The following is a 14,859-nucleotide window of genomic DNA, read 5'->3' on the forward strand; positions in this document are numbered from 1 at the left end:
CCGGGGGACTGGCACGCAGGCCCGCCCGACGGGATCTCCACGGTGCCGGGCCATGTGCGGGCGGTTTTCTGGACCAGCCCCTTTACAACCTGTCAGGTTCCGGGCCGTGCGCCCTGCCTGCTTTCATTTTGGGCGCGCCATACCATATCGGATATGTGTGCGGGATACAGATGCGACTGAATGAACTTCCACGCGGGATGGAGGCCATCATCGATCGGGTGGAAGACGCCAGCCACCCCGACCCGGTGGCGGGACGGCTGCGCGAACTCGGCTTCGTGCCGGGTGAACCCGTGCGCGTCGTGGCCATCGCGCCCATGGGAGGCGACCCGATCGCGGTCAGCATCGGCTTCACCCGCTTCGCCCTGCGGCGCGACGAGGCCGCGCGCGTCGTCGTGCATGCCCCACAGTCCGGGTCACGCCCATGAACATGATCACCCCGACCCGCACCCTGCGCATCGCGCTGGTGGGCAACCCGAACTGCGGCAAGACGGCGCTGTTCAACCTGCTGACCGGCAGCCGGCAGAAGGTCGCCAACTATGCCGGCGCCACGGTGGAGCGCAAGGAAGGCCGCTTCACCACGCCGCAGGGACACGACATCCGGGTGCTCGACCTGCCGGGCGCCTACAGCCTTGTCGCCACCAGCCCTGACGAGGCGGTGACGCGCGACATCTGCGCCGGGACCTATCGCGGGGAGGCGGCGCCGGACCTTCTGGTCTGCGTGGCAGATGCGACGAACCTGCGCCTGCACCTGCGCTTCGTGCTGGAAATGCGCCAGTTGGGCCGCCCCATGATGCTGGCGCTGAACATGATCGACGCCGCCCGGCGCAAGGGCATGGAGATCGACCTGCCCCGCCTTGCCGCCGAACTGGGCGTGCCGGTGGTCGCGACCGTGGGCATCCGCCGCGATGGCGCGCGCGACCTGCTGGCGCAGCTTGACGCACCGCTCCCCCCGCCGCCCGTCCCCCTGCCGGACGAGACGGACCTGCATGCCGTCGTGCGGCGTATCCTGGCCGACTGCGTCACCCGCGCCCACCCGGCCTCCAGCGAGCTTGAGGAACGCCTCGACCGCTGGGTGCTGCACCCGGTCTGGGGACCGCTGATCCTGACGGTGCTGCTGTTCGTGATGTTCCAGGCGGTCTTCGCCTGGGCGCAGCCGCTGATGGACGGAATCGACGCGGGGATGGGCTGGATCGGCGAACAGGTCGGCCACATGCTGCCCGAAGGCGCGCTGCGCAGCCTGCTGGTCAATGGCGTCATCGCAGGCGCAGGCAGCGTCGTGACCTTCCTGCCGCAGATCCTGATCCTGTTCCTGTGGATCCTCGTGCTGGAGGAATCAGGCTACCTGCCGCGCGCGGCCTTCCTGCTGGACCCTGTCATGTCGCTTGCGGGGCTGAGCGGGCGTTCCTTCATTCCCCTGCTGTCAAGCTTCGCCTGCGCGGTGCCGGGCATCATGGCGACGCGCACCATCCAGAATCCGCGCGACCGGCTGGTGACCATCCTGATCGCGCCGCTGATGACCTGCTCGGCGCGCCTGCCGGTCTATACGCTGCTGATCGGGGCGTTCGTTCCCCATCGGGCGGTGTGGGGGTTCCTCAACATGCAGGGGCTTGTGCTGTTCGGGCTTTATGCGGTGGCCATCCTGTCCGCCCTGCTGGTGGCGCGCATCGCGCGGCGTGGCGGGCGCGGGCAGGAAGCGGCGCTGCTGATGGAGCTTCCGGCCTATCGCCTGCCCAACCCGCGTGACCTTCTGCTGGGGCTGACGGAGCGCGCACGGATCTTCCTGATGCGCGTGGGCACGACCATCGTCTCGCTGACGGTGCTGCTGTGGGCGCTTTCCAGCTTTCCCGCGCCGCCTGCCGGCGCGACCGGCCCCGCCATCGACTGGAGCCTTGCGGGACGGATCGGGCATCTCATGCTGCCGGTCTTTGCGCCACTGGGCTTCAACTGGCAGATCTGCGTCGCCCTGATCCCCGGCCTTGCGGCGCGGGAGGTCGCGGTGGGGGCGCTTGCGACCGTCTATGCCATCGGGGACGCGGGCGCAGATACGGACCAGGCGGCGATGCTGGGGCAACTGCTGCCCGCGCACTGGAGTGTCGCGACCGCCCTGTCGCTGCTGGCGTGGTATGTCTATGCCCCGCAATGTATCGCAACCCTTGCGGTCATCCGGCGCGAAACCGCGTCATGGCGCATCGTCGCCATCACGGCGGGTTACCTGTTTGCCCTGGCCTATGTGATGGCGCTGCTGACCTACCGCCTCGCGCTGCTGTTCTGAGGGGTGGCATGATCCAGACGATCCTTGTGGCCTGCGCCGTCGTGGCGTGCGCCCTGTACTGGACGGGACGGCTGTTCCCGCGCGCGCGCCTGTCAGCATGGCGCATGGTCGCGGCCACGATGCAACACATGGGCGCGCCCGAACGCTGGCGCGCGCTTGCGGCCCGCCGCGCGACCCCACGCACGGGGGGCGGATGTGGGGGATGCAGCGGATGCGCCAGCAACTGCCCGCCGGAGGGGACACGAAAAACCGGTTCCGGTCGGACTGCCGGCCGGGGATGACTTTTCGGGCATGCCCCGCCTACAGGAAGACAGGAAGACTGGCGCGGGCCGTTTTTTCCGCCGCCCATGACCGCGCGATCCCCCGCTCCCTAACTTTTCATTAGCATCTGCAACCTACGCTGCGGGCCGCAGGCAATCCGGCGCAGGAGCGGGACCATGACCCGGTATCATGGGCGGGCATAAGATTTATTTGCCTTTTGACGGGAAACATCCCTCTGGACATCATGGTACGAATTGATAGAAACAATTAAGCCTGTATTGTCTCATTTTATAAACATAGACTGTAAATGCACCTTTACTCTGAAAAAATTACTCACGCTGCCACCGCTTTTATTTCAAATCCGAAACACATGGCCTGCCATCATTATGGATACCGGCACGCCTGACCCCGCATGGGCACCCCTGCGCGGCAGGCACGCATGACTTTCAGATCCGCAGGCCCTATGATCCTTTTTCCTTTCTTCCCCTGAGGTTGATGATGAGCAAGTCCCATCTAAGCGCTGAAGTCCTCTTGTCGGCACTTGAGCAGGCCATTGATGCGACAGTGATTATTGATGACAAGAACAACGTCATCTTTTTCAACAAGGCTGCCGAAAACCTCTGGGGCCTGCCCCGGCAGGACGTGATCGGCAAGAATGTCAGTTCACTCGTGCCGCTCCAGCATCGCGCGGACCATGACAGCTTCATCGACACCAACCGCCGCACCGGCGTCAGCAAGATTGTCGGCACGTCGCGGGAGGTCGAATTCTCCCGCGCGGACGGGGAATATATCTGCGGGGAACTGTCGCTTTCGAAGGTCCTGACCGGCGAAGGCCGCATCTACTACATGGGGGTGATGAAGAACGTCACCAACGAAAGCCAGCAGCGCAAGATCCTGATCCTGCAGAATGACGTGCTGCAGGCGCTCGCCAGTGACATGCTGATCCAGGACGTGGCCGACCTGCTGTGCCGCCGGGTCGAAGGGTTCGTGCCCGGCGCCGTGGCGGTCCTGATGCTGATCATGCCCGACGGGCAGTTGCGCGTGCTGTCGTCGCCCACCCTGCCCAAACGCTTCCGCACCGCGCTCGAGACGGTCCAGCTTTCGCCTTCCGCGATGGAGAAGCTTCGCGTCGACCCGAAGCAGGCCAACCGCCTGGTGTGGGACAGCTACCGCTCGCTCGGGATCTCTCTGGGGCTGCAGCAGTGCTTTTCCACCCCGGTCAAGACCCAGACGGGCGAGGTTTCGGGCATCTTCGCGCTGTATTCGCGCGACGATGCACGCCACAATTCGTGGCCGCAGCGCATCGTGGATTCGTGCATCCCGTTCTGCGCCCTCGCGTTCGAGCAGAACGCGACCAAGCAGCACATTTCCCACCTGTCGAACTTCGACTCCCTGACCGGGCTGCTCAACCGCTCCTCGGTGCACAAGGTGCTCGAAGGCATGATCGCCAAGCAGGAGGGCAACCACCACTTCGCGATCTTCATGCTCGACATCGACCGCTTCCGCGACATCAACGATGCGCTCGGCCATGTCTATGCCGACCAGTTCCTGGTCGAGATCGCGCAGCGCATCCGCTCCATCGCCAAGGATGGCTATATCGTCAGCCGCTCCGGCGGGGATGAATTCGTCGTGGCCGTGCCCAACTGCCGCAATGACGATGCCATCAAGTTCGCGGAAATGCTGATCGCAACCATCGCGAAGCCGATGCAGATCGGGCAGAACACGCTGACCATCTCGTGCAGTGTCGGCATCAGCACTTTCCCCGACAACGGCCCCGACAGCGAATCCCTGCTCAGCAACGCCGACGTGGCGATGCGCCAGGCCAAGGCCGACGGGCGCGGCACCTACCGCTTCGCCAATTCGGAAAAGAACCAGGTGGCGCAGGACCGGCTGGTGCTTGGCTCCGCGCTGCGCGATTCGCTGGCGCGCGGGGCGCTGAACCTGCATTACCAGCCACAGGTGCGCACCCATACGCTCGAACTGTGCGGGGTGGAGGCACTGTCGCGCTGGCACCATCCGCACCTTGGCAACATCTTCCCCTCGCGCTTCATCGCGGTGGCGGAGGAAACCGGCCAGATCGAGGCCATCGGCCGCTGGTCCCTGCAGGAATCATGCCGCCAGATGGTGCAGTGGGACAAGGACGGCATCCATGTCCCCACGGTTGCGGTGAACCTGTCGGCGGTGCATTTCCGCAACCGTGCGCTGCCGGAATACATTTCCAACCTGCTTGACCATTACAAGCTGACGCCCGACCGCCTGACGGTGGAAATCACCGAAAGCGTCATGATGGACAGCAGCAGCGACACCGAAGAGGTGCTGCAGGCCATCCGCAACCTTGGCACGGGCCTGTCGATGGACGATTTCGGCACGGGCTATTCCTCCCTGTCGCGCCTGACGCGCCTGCCGCTGACGGAAATCAAGATCGACCGCAGCTTCATCAACGATTTCGAGCATGACACCAACGCGCAGGCCGTGACCATGGCGGTCATCGGCATCGGGTCGCGCCTGGGCATGACGGTCGTGACCGAGGGCGTGGAGACCGAGCAGCAGCGTCGCCTGCTGGAGGAGCTCAAGTGCGACGTGATGCAGGGCTACCTGTTCGCCAAGCCACTGGCGCCAAAGGATCTTGAACAGTGGGTGCGCCAGCGCCGCACGATCAAGAACCTGGCCGAACCGGCCGGCAAGGCAAAGACGGTATCGGAAAAAAACAAATCGAATTAAAAGTTAAGGCACCATTCCAGCGTATCGCTTTGTTCCGAGGTTTTATATGTCCGCCAGACACGACGACCGACTCAGGGCCCTTACACATGAAGATGCCGATTTCTGGGCTGATGTCGTCGATAATGTCCTGATTGTCGCCGTCACCGACAGGAATGGCATCATAACCTACGTCAACCAGAAGTTCTGCGACGTCAGCCAGTACTCGCGTTCGGAACTGCTGGGGCAGACGCACCGGCTCCTGAATTCCGGCACGCATACGCCGGCGTTTTTCCGTGACATGTACCGCACCATCTATTCCGGGCGGACATGGCACGGGAACATCTGCAACCGCACCAAGGACGGCAGCCATTACTGGGTGGCGACCACGATCATCCCGCACCATGGTTCGGACGGGAACATCATCGGCTTCGTCGCCGCGCGGTTCGAGATCACGGAACTGATGAACACCAAGGAGCGGCTGAAGATCCAGGCCGCGACCGACACGATGACCGGGCTGCTGAACCGCGGGGGGTTCAACGCCAGCCTGATCGCCACGCTGGAACAGTGCAAGTCCAGCGCGGACGAACGCGTGCTGGTGATGTTCGACCTTGACGGGTTCAAGCAGATCAATGACATCCACGGCCACCATGCGGGTGACGTCGTGCTGCGCACGATCGGGCGGCGGATTGTCGAACTTGTCGGGCCGGAAGAAGCGACCAGCCGCCTAGGCGGCGATGAGTTCGCGATCATCCTGCACAAGAGCCTGAAGGAAAACTCGCTCGAATCCATCCTCACGCGCCTGCAGGCGCTGCTGGAGGAGCCGATCGACCTTGAATCCGCCATCGTGCGCGTCTCCGGCAGTATCGGGGCAACCCCGCTGACGGCCACCGACACGCTTGAGGACGTGCAGAAGAATGCCGACGTGGCGCTGTATGCCGCCAAGCAGGCCGGCGGCAAGCAGGCGCGCATGTTCAGCGCCAGCCTGCACAAGACCGCGCTGGAACGCGCCAAGATCCTGAAGGAAGCCCGCGCGGGCGTGAAGCAGAACCAGTTCGAGGTCTATTACCAGCCCATCCTGAGCTGCCGTACCGGACAGATCGAACAGGCCGAGGCCCTGATGCGCTGGCACCATCCGCAGCGCGGGCTGCTGTCGGCTGGCGCCTTTACCGACGTGTTCGCCGATTCCGGGCTGGCGCAGGAAATGGAAACCCATCTGGTGCAGTCGTTCCACGACGATATCGCCATGTGGAAGAAGGCGGGCCTGCCGAACCTGCGCCTGGCGGTGAACCTGTCGCATCTCGACCTGCTCAGCCTTGACCAGCAGGTGGACCTGCTCAGCGAGATCAAGCACCTGAAGATGGACCCCAGCACCTTCATGCTGGAGGTGACGGAACACATGCTGCAGGGACGGCGCGCGGAAAAGAGCCAGTTGCGCCTTAAATCCCTGGCGGAAGACGGGTTCGGCCTTGCGCTGGACAATTTCGGCCATGGCAGCGTGCGTCTGTCCACGCTGAAGAACCTGCCGCTGAAGTCGCTGAAGATCGACCGCAGCCTCGTGCGTTATATCGATACGCGCGAACAGGATCGCGACATCCTTGCCGCTCTTATCAAGCTCGGGCACGGGTTCGGCCTGTCGGTGACGGTCGAAGGGGTGGAGACGCGCAAGCAGTTCGATATCGCAACGCAGTTGGGCGTGGATTACATCCAGGGCTTCTTCATCTCCCGCGCGGTATCCGCCACCGATCTGGTGAAGATCACGCGCGAACATGCGTGGGAGCATGATCTGGGCTGACAGTCACCCCAGACAACCGCCTGACAGGAATAAAAGTTTTTGGTGAAGCTTTTTCCAAAAAGCTTCGAAAGACGCCGCCTTTTTGAAAAAAGGCGGCACCCAAAAACTTTTTGAAATTTACAGCCTTTTACCAAAAAAGCCTTCCACACGGACGGGATGACCCGGACCATGCGGAAGGCTTTTTTCTTACATCCCGTGTGGGATGGGACAGCATGCCCCACCCCGACAGGCGGATCAGATGTGGATGGCGCGCTTTTCCACGTCGAGGGCAGCTTCCTTGACGGCTTCGCTCAGCGTGGGATGCGCATGGCAGGTGCGGGCAATGTCTTCGGACGATGCGCCGAATTCGATCGCCATGGTGCATTCCGCAATCAGTTCGCCCGCCATCGGGCCAATGATATGCACACCCAGCACCGTGTCGGTCTTGGCGTCGGCCAGAACCTTGACGAACCCGTCGGTCATGCCGATCGCGCGCGCACGGCCATTGGCGGTGAAGGGGAACTTGCCAACCTTGTAGGCGACGCCTTCTTCCTTCAGCACTTCCTCCGTCTTGCCCACGGTCGCGACTTCCGGCCACGTATAGACAACGGCGGGAATGGCACCGTAATTGACATGCCCGGCCTGACCGGCCAGCAGTTCGGCAATGGCGACGCCTTCTTCCTCGGCCTTGTGCGCCAGCATCGGGCCTGCGATCACGTCGCCAATGGCATAGATGCCCGGCACGTTGGTCGCATAATGGGCGTCGGTCACGATACGGCCACGCTTGTCCAGCGCGATCCCCGCTTCTTCCAGGCCCATGTTCTTACTGGCCGCCGAACGCCCGATCGCCACCAGCACGATGTCCGCGTCCAGCGTTTCCGCCGCACCACCGGCCGAGGGTTCCACCGTCAGGGTGACGCCCTTCGGACCCTTGACGGCCTTGGTGACCTTGTGGCCCAGCTTCATCTGCAGGCCCTGCTTGGTCAGGATGCGCTGGAACGTCTTGGCGATCTCGTTATCCGTGCCCGGCACCAACCGGTCGAGATATTCGATCACCGTGACCTCCGCACCAAGGCGATGCCACACGCTGCCAAGTTCGAGGCCGATCACCCCGCCACCGATCACCACCATCTTCTTTGGCACGGCGGACAGTTCCAGCGCGCCGGTCGAGGTCACGATCTGCTTTTCATCGACATCCACGCCCGGCAGGACGGCGCTGTCGCTGCCGCTGGCGATGACGATATGCTTCGCCGTCACGGGCTTGCCGTTGACGGTGATGCGGCCCGTGCCCTCGACACGGCCCTCGCCCTTCAGCCAGGTGATCTTGTTCTTCTTGAACAGGAACTCGACGCCCTTGACGTTGGCATCGACCACCGACTGCTTGCGCGCCATCATGCGCTTGAGGTCGAGCTTCACGCTGTCGATGATGATGCCCATGTCGGCATATTCATCCTTGGCGGCGTGGAAGTTCTCGGACTGCTGCAGCAGCGCCTTGGACGGGATGCACCCGACATTGAGGCAGGTACCCCCAAGGGTCGCGCGCTTTTCGACGCAGGCCACCTTGAAGCCAAGCTGTGCCGCGCGGATGGCGCAGACATAACCGCCGGGACCGGCACCGATCACGATGACATCGTAATCCGTCTCCGCCGGGGGGGCGGCCGCAGGCGTCGCAGCGGGGGCGGGTGCGGCAGGTGCGGCGGCGGCCGGGGCCGCAGGGGCCGCGGCCTTGGGGGCGGCGGCAGGTTTCGCACCAGCACCGCCGGCTTCCAGCGTGGTCAGGACCGCGCCGACCTCGACCTCGTCGCCTTCGGCCACCTTGTGCGCGCCCAGCACTCCGGCCTGCGGGGCGGGGACTTCCACGCTGACCTTGTCCGTTTCCAGCTCCACAATCGGGTCATCGGCGGAAACCGCCTCGCCCGGCTGTTTCAGCCATTTGCCGATCGTGGCCGTGGTGACGCTTTCACCCAGCGTCGGAACCTTGATTTCAATGGTCATTCTATTCTGTCCTGCTTGCGGTATCGTGGAGGATCAGGCGGGAGGGCCATGGACCGGCCCCCCGCCCGCCGCATCAGACCTGCAGCAGCAGGCGGCGCGGGTCTTCCACGTTCTGCTTGACCCGGACGAGGAAGCTGACGGCTTCCTTGCCATCGACGATGCGATGGTCATAGGTCAGCGCGATATACATCATCGGACGGATCACGACCTGCCCGTCCACGGCCACCGGACGGTCCTGGATGGAGTGCATGCCCAGGATGGCCGACTGCGGCGCGTTGATGATGGGGGTGGACATCAGGGAGCCATAGATGCCGCCATTGGTGATGGAGAACGTGCCACCCGACAGTTCGTCGATCTTCAGCGTGCCTTCGCGCGCCTTCTTGCCAAAGCCGGCAATCGCGCTTTCGATCTCGGCAAAGCTCTTCTGGTCGGCGTCACGGATCACCGGCACCACCAGACCGTTGGGGCCACCCACCGCGATGCCGAGGTTGACGAATTCGCGATAGATCACGTCATCGCCGTCGATTTCGGCGTTGATCGCGGGGAATTCCTGCAGCGCGGCGATGACCGCGCGGCTGAAGATCGACATGAAGCCCAGCTTCGCGCCGTTATGCTTCTTGGCGAACGCGTCCTTGTATTCGGCGCGCATCGCCTTGACCGCCGACATGTCCACCTCGTTGAAGGTGGTCAGCAGGGCGGCCGTGTTCTGCGCATCCTTCAGGCGGCGCGCAATGGTGCGGCGCAGGCGCGTCATCTTCACGCGTTCCTCACGCGGGTCGTCCTGGCGCGGCGGGCGCGGGGCGGCCGTGGGGGTGGCCGCACGCGGCTGCGCCAGGAACGCCTGCACGTCGCCCTTCGTGATACGGCCGTCCTTGCCGGACCCGGTGCCGACCTGTGCGGCCGACACGCCCTGCTCGGTCATGATCTTCTGTGCCGCGGGGAACGGCGCATGGGCCGCGCCCTGTGCCGCGACATCAGATGCGGGGGTTGCGGGACGCGCGACGGGGCCGGTGCTCAGCGGCTGTGCCTGCACGCCGGCGGCAGGCGCGGGCGCCGGCTTCGCCACGGGGGCGGCAGGCTTGCCCGCGCCGGCCTCGACCGTGGACAGGACGGTGCCGACCTCGACCTCCGCCCCTTCGGGCACCAGCAGCGGACCCAGCACACCGGCCTGCGGGGCGGGAACTTCCACGCTGACCTTGTCGGTTTCCAGTTCGGCCACCGGGTCATCGGCGGATACGGCATCGCCCGGCTGCTTCAGCCATTTTGAAACGGTTGCGGTAGTTACGCTTTCACCCAGCGTCGGCACCTTGATCTCGGCAGACATTCCTATTTTCCAATCCCTTTGCCGGCCCACCCCGTGTCGCGGTTCCCCACGGCGTGACGGGCCAGCGTGACAGTTCCTGACCTCAGGCCTTGTTCACATGGCGACAGGGCCGCCATCCGACCTGTTAACCCTGTCCGGTCCCCGATGACGGGCCGGACCCTGTTCAATGCCACGCGCCGCAATGCCCATCCGGCATTTTCCATGCCGCGCGTGACGAAATGACCGGGTTGCGGCGGGAACATGCCCCGCCGCATGCCCCTTACGCGACGCCCAGCGCCTTGTTGACCAGTGCAGCCTGCTCCGCGAGGTGCACCTTCGCAAGACCCGTCGCCGGGCTGGCCGCAGCGATACGACCGACATATTCGGGACGCGCGCTCTTGTGCTTGATGCTGCCCAGCACACCCTCGATCCGGCGATCGACGAAGTCCCAGCCGCCCATGTTGGCGGGTTCTTCCTGGCACCAGATGACCTTCGCATCGGGATAGCGCGCCAGTTCGTCGCCCAGCAGCTTCGCCGGGAACGGATAGAACTGCTCCAGCCGCACGATCGCGACCGTGTCGAGCTTGCGCTCGCGCCGTTCGGTCAGCAGGTCGTAATAGACCTTGCCCGAGCAGATCACGACGCGTTCCACCTTCTTGGGGTCGATGGCGTCGATTTCGCCAATTACCGGCCTGAAGGTCGTGCCCGGCCCGAAATCCTTCAGCTCCGACACCGCCAGCTTGTTCCGCAGCAGCGACTTCGGCGTCATGATGATCAGCGGCTTGCGGTAATCCAGGAACAGCTGGCGACGCAGCGCGTGGTAGTAGTTGGCCGGCGTGGTCAGGTTGCACACACGCAGGTTGTCTTCCGCGCAAAGCTGCAGGTAGCGTTCGAGGCGGGCGGACGAATGTTCCGGCCCCTGCCCTTCGTACCCGTGCGGCAGCAGCATCACGAGGCCGGACATGCGCAGCCACTTCGTCTCGCCCGAGGCGATGAACTGGTCGATGATGACCTGCGCGCCGTTGGCGAAGTCACCGAACTGCGCTTCCCACAGGACCAGCGCGTTCGGGTCGGCCAGCGAGTAGCCATATTCGAAGCCCAGCACCCCGAATTCCGACAGCAGCGAGTTGTAGATCTCGATATGCGCCTGGTTGGGGTCGATGTTGTTCAGCGGCACGTAGGTGTTCTGGTTCACCTGGTCGATCAGGACGGCATGGCGCTGGCTGAAGGTGCCGCGCTGGCAGTCCTCGCCCGACAGGCGGACATGGTGCTTTTCAAGCAGGAGCGAGCCGAAGCCCAGCGCCTCGCCCGTGGCCCAGTCGATTCCCTCGCCCGTCTCGAACATCTTGGCCTTGGCCTTGAGCTGGCGGACGATCTTGGAATTGGCGGTGAAGTCGTCGGGCACCTTCGCCAGCGCCGCGCCGATTTCACGCAGCCTGTCGATGGCGATGCCGGTCTCGGGCATGGTCACGACCGCATCGACCGGCGGCGGCTTCAGTCCCTGCCATGCGCCTTCCAGCCAGTCGGCCTTGTTCGGCTTGTAGCCCTGCGCGGCCTGGTAGGCGGCCTCGAGCTTGTCATGGAACGCGTTCCATTCACTCTCGACCTCGGCCTCGGTCATGACGCCTTCACGGACCAGACGCTCGGAATACAGCGTGCGGATGGTCGGGCGCGCCGCGATGGCCTTGTACATGATCGGCTGCGTGAAGGACGGCTCGTCCGATTCGTTGTGGCCGTGGCGACGGTAGCCCACGATGTCGATGACCACGTCGGAGGCGAACTTCTGCCGGAATTCGGCGGCAAGGCGCGCGCAGTAGACAACGGCCTCGGGCTCGTCACCATTGACGTGGAAAATCGGCGCCTGCACCGCCTTGGCGATGTCGGTGCAGTACAGGCCGGAGAACGCGTGGATGGAAACGGTGGTGAAGCCGATCTGGTTGTTCACCACGACATGCACGGTGCCGCCGGTGCGATAGCCGATCAACTGCGACATCGCCAGCGTCTCGTAGACGATGCCCTGCCCCGCGAACGCCGCATCGCCATGCAGCAGGATGCCCATGTGGCGGCCACGCTGGTGCGGGTCGTCATCGTCCTGCGTCGCGCGCACCTTGCCGATCACCACGGGATCGACCGCCTCAAGGTGGGAGGGGTTGGGCTGGAGCGAGATATGGACCGGCGTTCCCCCGATCTCCACGTCGGTGGAGGTGCCGAGATGGTATTTCACATCCCCCGACCCCTGCACGTCGTCCGGCTTGAACGACGCGCCGGCGAATTCGCTGAAGATCGCGGTGTAGGGCTTGCGCACGATGTTGACGAGCGTGTTCAGGCGCCCGCGGTGCGGCATGCCGATCGCAACGGAGCGCACGCCGCCGCTGGCCGCCTGGTCGATCACGGCATGCAGCGCGGGGATGGTGACGTCCTCGCCCTCAAGCCCGAAGCGCTTGGTGCCGACATAGCGTTTCTGGCAGAAAGATTCGAAACCTTCGGCCTGCGTCAGGTGTTCAAGGATGACCTTCTTTTCCTGTGCGCTGGCCCCCTGGCGCCAGTTGTCGCCTTCGAGGCGGGCCTGCACCCACATCCGCTGTTCGGGATCCTGGATATGCATGTATTCCGTGCCGATCGGCCCGCAATAGACCGCACGCAACGCATCGAGCACCTGGTTGATGGTCGCGGTTTCCGACCCGATCAGGCTGGCGACGATACGGCCAAGGTAGATCGGGCGGTCACGGTCGTTGGGACCGAAGCCATAGGTCGCGGGATCAAGGTCGGCATGGGGCTTGGGCACCTGCAGCCCGAGCGGGTCGAGCCGCGCCTCGAGATGGCCGCGCACGCGGTACGCCCGGATCAACTGCGTCGCGCGCAGGCTGTCATCCGCCGCCGCGTGCAGGCTTTCGGCGGAAACCGTGCCGCCCGCCGGGACCGCCTCGCCTTCCTCGCCGGTGATCATGGGTGCGCGTGGCGCCCACGACGCGCCTTCGGCATCGTGTTCGATTTCCGAGCTCTGCTCATCCATTTCGGAGAACAGGGACGCAAAGGAAGGATCGACACTTTTGGGGTCCACCGCCCAGCGTGCATACAATTCAGCCAGATAGGCCGTATTGGAGCCGCTGAATGCGGTCGAAAGAATATCTACGCCCGCCATCTTGAAGACATCTCCTCACTGACGACCTTGTCGGCCGCGTTATTTGCCCGGTCCCGCATCCATGGCGCCATGTGATGGCCCCTGCCCGCGGGCCGGCTTATGGCCCTTACCCTAGCGGCACCCGGCCATGGGTACCGCCATCATTCATCAAGGTCAGGATTGCTGTGGGCGCATGCTGACATTTTCGTATGTGCCCCCGCCAAACGGGGAAAACATGGTGAAAATACAGCCCCGCGTGGCGCAATTCCGACCCTGGGAACTTCCTCGACTACCCAAGCAAAGACGGGCCCCTTTGCCTACCGCCCCACCAGTCACAGCCGCGCCATGGGCGTCACGATGGCGTGACCCCCGGCCATGGCGCGCGGCGTTGTCACAACAGCTATGCCGACAGGTGGGGCAACTGCGCGTAGGAGGCGCTCTGCATCTCCTCGAGGCGTGAGGCGGTGCGTTCGAACGCCTTCGCCCCCTGCCCGCGTTCATACAGGGAATCGGGCTGGTCCCCGGCGGAGGCGAACAGCTTGACGTTCTGTTCGTACAGCGCGTCGATCAGGACGATGAACCGCCGGGCCTCGTCGAAATTGTCCGGCCCCATGCGCGGCACGCTGTCGATTATGAGGTTGGGGAAGCGCGTCGCAAGCGCGAGATAGTCCCCCGCCCCGAGGAACCTGCCGCACAGCTCGGAAAAATCGAAGCGCGCGACCGGCCCCGCCGCACGGGCGACATGCAGGATGCGCCCCATGATGTCGAGGTCCACCTCCTGCACCGGGGCGCCCGCGGCAAGGTGGGTGAAGATGGTGTCGAGTTCCGCCTTCGCCGCCGCATCGGCGGGCACGATCCATGTGCGCATGCCGCGCACGCCGCCACGGCGGTAATCGCGCGGGGAATCGAGGATGACGGTATCGACCTCGCGCATGATGATGTCGATGAAGGGCTTGAACGCATCCGCGCCGGGCCGGTCCTGGAACAGGTCCTCGGGCTTCGTGTTGGAGGTCGCGACCACCACCACGCCATCGGCGAACAGGTATTCGAACAGGCGGCCAAGGATCATGGCGTCGGCGATGTCGTTGACCTGGAATTCGTCAAAGCACAGCAGCCACGCCTCCTGCGCGATCTGGCGCGCCAGCGGCGGGATGGGATCGGCAAGGTCGGGCTGCGCCACCTTCATGTCATGCAGGCGCTGGTGGACATCCTGCATGAAGCGGTGGAAATGCACCCGGCGCTTGTGCTCCACCGGGGCGAGGTCGAAGAACAGGTCCATCAGCATCGTCTTGCCGCGCCCGACCTGCCAGACCATGTAGACCCCGCGCGGCCGCGCCGGTCCCGCCTGCGCCCCGCGCCCGCCCCCAAGGCCCAGCCGCGCGCGCAGGCCGCTGAACAGGCCGGGACGCGCGGCCGCCCGCTGCATGACCACCGGG

The 14,859-nt window shown here is 64.5% G+C and carries 9 protein-coding genes; 5 read left to right on the forward strand and 4 right to left on the reverse strand.

The features are described from left to right. Positions 1 to 170: 170 nt before the first annotated feature. The 5 genes from KMAL_RS10145 (at position 171) to KMAL_RS10165 (ending at position 7,025) form a co-directional block, all read left to right on the forward strand. The gene (locus tag KMAL_RS10145; RefSeq protein ID WP_110095602.1) at positions 171 to 425 is read left to right on the forward strand and encodes a FeoA family protein; all 255 of its coding nucleotides are present in this window, start codon (positions 171 to 173) and stop codon (positions 423 to 425) included. Further along, on the forward strand, positions 422 to 2,272 hold the full coding sequence (gene feoB, locus KMAL_RS10150) for a ferrous iron transporter B (RefSeq protein ID WP_110095589.1): 1,851 nt from the start codon (positions 422 to 424) through the stop codon (positions 2,270 to 2,272). The genes KMAL_RS10145 and feoB overlap by 4 nt, the downstream gene beginning before the upstream one ends. Positions 2,273 to 2,280: 8 nt before the next feature. Continuing rightward, positions 2,281 to 2,553 (forward strand): DUF6587 family protein, encoded by a 273-nt coding sequence (locus KMAL_RS10155; protein ID WP_110095590.1) that lies wholly within the window; start codon positions 2,281 to 2,283, stop codon positions 2,551 to 2,553. A 478-nt stretch (positions 2,554 to 3,031) separates the two neighbouring features. Next, positions 3,032 to 5,254 (forward strand): EAL domain-containing protein, encoded by a 2,223-nt coding sequence (locus KMAL_RS10160; RefSeq protein WP_110095591.1) that lies wholly within the window; start codon positions 3,032 to 3,034, stop codon positions 5,252 to 5,254. Positions 5,255 to 5,300: 46 nt separating this feature from the next. After that, positions 5,301 to 7,025, forward strand: coding sequence for a putative bifunctional diguanylate cyclase/phosphodiesterase (locus KMAL_RS10165; protein WP_110095592.1), 1,725 nt, complete (start codon positions 5,301 to 5,303; stop codon positions 7,023 to 7,025). A gap of 234 nt (positions 7,026 to 7,259) precedes the next feature. Here KMAL_RS10165 and lpdA read toward each other — a convergent pair whose 3' ends face one another. The 4 genes from lpdA to zapE form a co-directional block, all read right to left on the reverse strand. Next, positions 7,260 to 8,999 carry a dihydrolipoyl dehydrogenase gene (gene lpdA, locus KMAL_RS10170; protein ID WP_110095593.1) on the reverse strand — a complete coding sequence of 580 codons (1,740 nt, stop codon included), beginning with the start codon at positions 8,997 to 8,999 and terminating at the stop codon, positions 7,260 to 7,262. A gap of 73 nt (positions 9,000 to 9,072) precedes the next feature. Then, positions 9,073 to 10,323 carry a 2-oxoglutarate dehydrogenase complex dihydrolipoyllysine-residue succinyltransferase gene (gene odhB / locus KMAL_RS10175; RefSeq protein WP_110095594.1) on the reverse strand — a complete coding sequence of 417 codons (1,251 nt, stop codon included), beginning with the start codon at positions 10,321 to 10,323 and terminating at the stop codon, positions 9,073 to 9,075. 259 nt (positions 10,324 to 10,582) lie between these two features. Beyond that, positions 10,583 to 13,444 (reverse strand): 2-oxoglutarate dehydrogenase E1 component, encoded by a 2,862-nt coding sequence (locus tag KMAL_RS10180; RefSeq protein ID WP_110095595.1) that lies wholly within the window; start codon positions 13,442 to 13,444, stop codon positions 10,583 to 10,585. Between the two features lie 379 nt (positions 13,445 to 13,823). Then, positions 13,824 to 14,859 (reverse strand): cell division protein ZapE (zapE, locus tag KMAL_RS10185; RefSeq protein WP_110095603.1); only part of this gene is annotated, 1,036 nt, incomplete at its 5' end.

This window comes from Novacetimonas maltaceti (assembly GCF_002906255.1).
Taxonomy (GTDB): domain Bacteria; phylum Pseudomonadota; class Alphaproteobacteria; order Acetobacterales; family Acetobacteraceae; genus Novacetimonas; species Novacetimonas maltaceti.

Bases quoted from the DNA above. Each gene is read 5' to 3' on its own strand.
- KMAL_RS10145 (WP_110095602.1), top strand. From the start codon at position 171: ATGCGACTGAATGAACTTCCACGCGGGATGGAGGCCATCATCGATCGG.
- odhB (WP_110095594.1), bottom strand. From the start codon at position 10,323: ATGTCTGCCGAGATCAAGGTGCCGACGCTGGGTGAAAGCGTAACTACC.
- feoB (WP_110095589.1), top strand. From the start codon at position 422: ATGAACATGATCACCCCGACCCGCACCCTGCGCATCGCGCTGGTGGGC.
- KMAL_RS10180 (WP_110095595.1), bottom strand. From the start codon at position 13,444: ATGGCGGGCGTAGATATTCTTTCGACCGCATTCAGCGGCTCCAATACG.
- lpdA (WP_110095593.1), bottom strand. From the start codon at position 8,999: ATGACCATTGAAATCAAGGTTCCGACGCTGGGTGAAAGCGTCACCACG.
- KMAL_RS10160 (WP_110095591.1), top strand. From the start codon at position 3,032: ATGAGCAAGTCCCATCTAAGCGCTGAAGTCCTCTTGTCGGCACTTGAG.
- KMAL_RS10165 (WP_110095592.1), top strand. From the start codon at position 5,301: ATGTCCGCCAGACACGACGACCGACTCAGGGCCCTTACACATGAAGAT.
- KMAL_RS10155 (WP_110095590.1), top strand. From the start codon at position 2,281: ATGATCCAGACGATCCTTGTGGCCTGCGCCGTCGTGGCGTGCGCCCTG.